Source organism: Streptomyces sp. CA2R106 (assembly GCF_037034245.1).
GTDB lineage: Bacteria > Actinomycetota > Actinomycetes > Streptomycetales > Streptomycetaceae > Actinacidiphila.
In genome coordinates, this window is the sequence record NZ_JBAGKC010000073.1 from 1 (window position 1) to 4,989 (window position 4,989).

1 protein-coding gene is annotated in these 4,989 nt (G+C 71.1%); it reads left to right on the plus strand.

The window, feature by feature from the left end; translation table 11 throughout:
• Nucleotides 1-87: 87 nt before the first annotated feature.
• Nucleotides 88-4,989, plus strand: a 4,902-nt coding sequence (locus WA788_RS34955; RefSeq protein WP_335984407.1) for a type I polyketide synthase, incomplete at its 3' end; no start/stop codon positions are given.

The following is a 4,989-nucleotide window of genomic DNA, read 5'->3' on the forward strand; positions in this document are numbered from 1 at the left end:
GTTGACGTGGACACCGTACTGGCCTTGGCCTTGGGTGCTGATGAGCCTGAGGTCCGCATCCGTCCCGCTACTACTGACGGCGGGACCGTGGCGGTGTTCGGGCGTCGGCTGGTCCGGGTGGGTGCGTCCGGGGATCTGGCGCTTCCCGCTGGTTCGGGCTGGCGAGTCGATGTCGCCGAGCCGGGTGATCTGGGCAGTGCGGCGGTGGTCGATGCTCCCGAAGCAGGTGTGGCGTTGTTGCCGGGGCAGGTCCGGGTGGGCCTGCGGGCGGCGGGTGTGAACTTCCGCGATGTGGTTGCCGGCCTGGGAATGGTTGCCGACGGTCGAGTCATGGGAGGGGAGGGGGCTGGGGTCGTGCTGGGGACCGGTCCGGGAGTCACCGGCCTGGCGGTGGGTCAGTCGGTGATGGGTTTGGTGCCAGGGTGGGGCCCGGTCGGGGTCGTCGACAGCCGCCTGGTGACTGCGGTGCCGCGGGGTTGGTCGTTCCAGCAGGCTGCTGCGGCGCCGGTGGGGTTCTTGACGGCGTTTTATGCGTTGCGGGACTTGGCCCAGGCCCGCCCGGGTCAGCGGGTGTTGATCCATGCCGGGACCGGCGGGGTGGGCACGGCTGCGGTGCAGTTGGCCCAGGAATGGGGGCTTGAGGTCTTCGCGACCGCCAGCCCGGCGAAGCAGGCCGCATTGCGGGCAATGGGCGTGGAGGACACCCACATCGCGTCGACGCGGGATCTGGCGTTTTGTGAGCGGTTTCTGGCCGTGACCGGTGGTGCGGGCATGGACGTCGTCGTCAATGCTCTGGCGGGAGAGTTCACGGATGCCTCGTTGCGGTTGCTGCCGCGTGGTGGGCGGTTCGTCGAGATGGGCAAGACCGACATCCGTGATGCCGAGCAGGTCGCCCAGACATACCCCGGGGTGATCTATCGGGCCTTCGACCTGATGGATGCCGGTGTGCCGCGGATCGCGGAGATGCTCGCGGAGCTCGGGGCGATGTTCGAGGCCGGGATATTGAAGCCGCCGCCGGTGACGTGTTTCGAGCTGTCGCAGGCGGTCGGGGCATTGCGTCATCTGCAAGCTGCCCGGCACATCGGCAAGGTCGTGCTGAACGTCCCCGCCCAGTGGGACCCAAACGGCACCGTCCTGATCACCGGCGGGACGGGGACCCTGGGCGGGGAACTGGCCCGGCACCTGGTCACCGTTCGTGGCATGCGGCATGTGGTATTGCTGTCGCGGCGTGGCCCGGCGGCACCGGGCGCGGCTGGCCTGGTTGCGGAGTTGGCCGAGCTGGGCGCGGAGGTGCGGGTGGTGGCCGGCGATGCCGCCGACCGGGATGCCCTCGCCTCGGTCCTGGCCAAGATTGCGGTCGACCGTCCGTTGACGGCGGTGGTGCACGCAGCCGGCGTGATCGACGACGCCACCGTGGAGTCGTTGACACCGCAGCGGATGGCACCGGTGCTGTCGGCGAAGGCTGACGCGGCCTGGAACCTGCACGAGCTGACCGAGGACATGGGACTGGCCGGGTTCGTGCTGTACTCCTCGGCTGCGGCGGTCATGGGCAGCGCGGGACAAGGCAGCTACGCCGCGGCGAACGCGTTCCTGGACGCCCTGGCCGTCTACCGCCGGGAACGTCACCTTGCCGGTCAGTCGCTGGCGTGGGGCCTGTGGGAACAGACCTCGGAGATGACCGAACAGCTGGAGGGCGCGGGCCTGTCCCGCCTGCGGCGTGGCGGCATCGAGCCGATGACGACCGTCCAGGGTTTGGCGCTGTTCGAGGCCGCTACCGCGTGGGGCGCACCGTTGGCGGTCCCGACCCGCCTCGACCTGACAGCACTGTCACGCCCGGGACGACCGCTGCCCCCGCTGCTGCGTGGCTTGGCTGCTGGTGATGTATCCGGCCGCCCGGCGGCAGCCGTGGCCGCGGACGCGGGTGCCATTGGCTTGGCGGCCCGGTTGGCCGTGCTCTCTCCCGTCGAGCGTGAGCAGGAAGTGCTGCAGATTGTTCGGGCCGCCGCGGCGGTTGTCCTGGGCCATGCCCGACCCGAGGACATCGATCCCCAGCGGGCCTTCCGCGAGATGGGCATCGACTCGCTGACCGCGCTGGAGCTCCGCAACCGGCTCGCGGCCGAGACCGGATTGAGCCTGCCCGCCACCCTGGCCTTCGACTACCCCGTCCCACTGGAACTCGCCCGGCACCTGGTCGCCGAGGCGTGCGGGGTCGACGGGGCTGACGGGGCTGACGGGGTCCCTGGGGAGAGCGCTGTGCCGACGCCGCGGGCCGGCACGGATGAGCCGGTGGCGATTGTCGGGATGGGTTGTCGGTTCCCGGGTGGGGTGGAGGATCCGGAAGGTTTCTGGCGGTTGGTTGCGGGAGGGACCGATGCGATGTCGGGGTTCCCGGCGAACCGCGGCTGGGACGTGGCCGGCCTGCCGGACCCGGATGCCGGTGACGGGGATGCGGGTTACGCCCGGGTGGGCGGTTTCCTGGACGGTGCGGGTGATTTCGATGCGGAGTTCTTCGGGATCAGTCCGCGTGAGGCGTTGGGGATGGATCCGCAGCAGCGGGTGCTGCTGGAGACGTGCTGGGAGGCGTTGGAGGACGCGGGCATAGCCCCGGGTTCGCTAAAAGGGACCGACACAGGCGTCTACGCCGGCATCATCACCTCCGGCTACCGCGTCGGGGAGCAGGACGGTGCGGGCGGTTACGGGCTGACGGGGACGACGGCGAGTGTGGCGTCGGGTCGGGTGGCGTATGCGCTGGGGTTGCAGGGGCCCGCGGTTTCGATTGATACGGCGTGTTCGTCGTCGTTGACGGCGATTCATCTGGCGGCGCAGGCGTTGCGGTCGGGTGAGTGTGGGATCGCGTTGGCCGGTGGTGTCACGGTGATGGCTTCGCCTGGGACGTTCGCGGAGTTTGCGCGGCAGCGGGGATTGGCCAGCGATGGGCGGTGTAAGCCGTTCGCGGAGGCAGCTGACGGCACCGGGTGGGGTGAGGGTGTCGGTGTGGTGGTGTTGGAGCGGTTGTCGGACGCTCGCGCGCGTGGGCATCGGGTGCTGGCGGTGGTGGCCGGTAGCGCGATCAACCAGGATGGGGCGAGCAATGGTCTGTCGGCGCCGAACGGTCCCTCCCAGCAGCGGGTGATCCGGGCCGCGTTGGCCAGTGCGGGCTTGAAGGCCGGTGACGTTGACGTGGTGGAGGCGCACGGCACTGGTACGGCGTTGGGTGATCCGATCGAGGCACAGGCACTGCTGGCGACGTATGGGCAGGGTCGGCCGGAGGGCCGGCCGTTGTTGCTGGGGTCGGTGAAGTCGAACATCGGTCACACCCAGGCGGCTGCCGGTGTCGCGGGTGTGATCAAGATGGTGCAGGCGATGAGCCACGGAATACTGCCGCAGACCCTGCACGTCGACGCCCCGTCCTCCCACGTCGACTGGTCGGCCGGAGCAGTCGAGCTACTGACCGCGCCTCGCGAGTGGCCGGCGGGTTCTGGTCCGCGGCGTGCGGGTGTGTCGGCCTTCGGGATCAGCGGCACCAACGTCCACCTCATCCTCGAACAGCCCGAGCAGCAGGCCCCTGTCCTGGACGTATCTGCCGACGACGGACAGGCCCTGGAGGGGGAGGGGCCCGTCTCGGAGCCGGAGCCGGAGCCGGAGCCGGAGCCGGAGCCCGGTGGTCCGGTGGCGTGGGTGATGTCGGCACGGTCCGATGCGGCGTTGGCTGCACAGGCGGGTCGGCTGGCGGAGTTCGTCGACGCTCGCCCGGAGGTCGTGGCCAGGGATGTGGCGTTCTCCCTGGCGATGACGCGGACCACGGCGTTCCCCCAACGACTTGCGGTGGTCGGCCGGGACCGTGGCCAGTTGCTGGAGGCCCTGTCTGCGGCTGCCGTGAGGCGAGAAGAGCCCGGTGTGGTGACCGGGACCGCCGGCGACGGCCGGGTCGCGATGGTGTTCTCGGGGCAGGGCAGTCAGCGGGGCGGGATGGGACTGGGGCTGCGGGCGGCGTACCCGGTGTTCGCGGACGCGTTCGACGAGGTGTGCGCCCATATGGACGGGCTGCTGCCCCGCCCGCTGCGGGAGGTGATCGCGGCTGGCGGAGAGACCCTGGACCAGACGTTGTACGCGCAGACGGGCCTGTTCGCGGTGCAGGTGGCCCTGTTCCGGTTGTGGTCGTCGTGGGGCGTGGCGCCGCAGTGGGTAGCGGGGCATTCAGTCGGCGAGCTGGCAGCCGCGCATGTGGCCGGGGTGTGGGACCTGGCCGACGCGTGCGCGGTGGTGGAGGCACGGGGCCGACTGATGCAGCAGCTGCCCGCGGGCGGGGCGATGGCGGCGTTGGACGCCTCGCGCGAGCAGGTCGCGGAGCTGGTCGCGGGGCGTGCCGACGTGGCAGTTGCGGCGGTGAACGGTCCGCGGCAGACGGTGATTTCCGGCGACGCGCCTGCGGTCGACGAGCTGTCCCGGGCCTGGCGAGAGGCCGGCGGGCGGGCCCGCCGGCTGCGGGTCAGTCACGCGTTCCACTCGCCGCAGATGGACCCGATGCTGGAGGAGTTCGGGCGGGTCCTCGACGGGGTGGCGTTCAGCGCGCCCCGGGTACCGCTGGTGACGGGGACCCCGGGCGCGGACGTGACCAACCCGGCCTACTGGGTGGCGCACGTGCGGGACACAGTCCGTTACCACGACGCGATCGAGTCGCTGCGCGCCCAGGGCGCCGGGGTCTTCGCCGAGCTGGGCCCGGTGGGCTCACTGTCGGCGATGGCCGTCCCGGACACCGGGACCTGGGTCCCGGTGCTGCGCGCCGACCACGACGAGCCTGAGGCTGCGCTGCTCGCGCTGGCCGGCGCCTACGTTGCTGGCACCGATGTGGACTGGGCTGCCGTGAACGGTGGGGAGGGCGTGGCCCGGAGGGTGGCCTTGCCGACGTATGCGTTCCAGCGTCAGCGCTACTGGCCGAAGCCGGTCGCCGGAGCGGGGAATCTGCCGTCGGCGGGGGTCCAGGCCGCG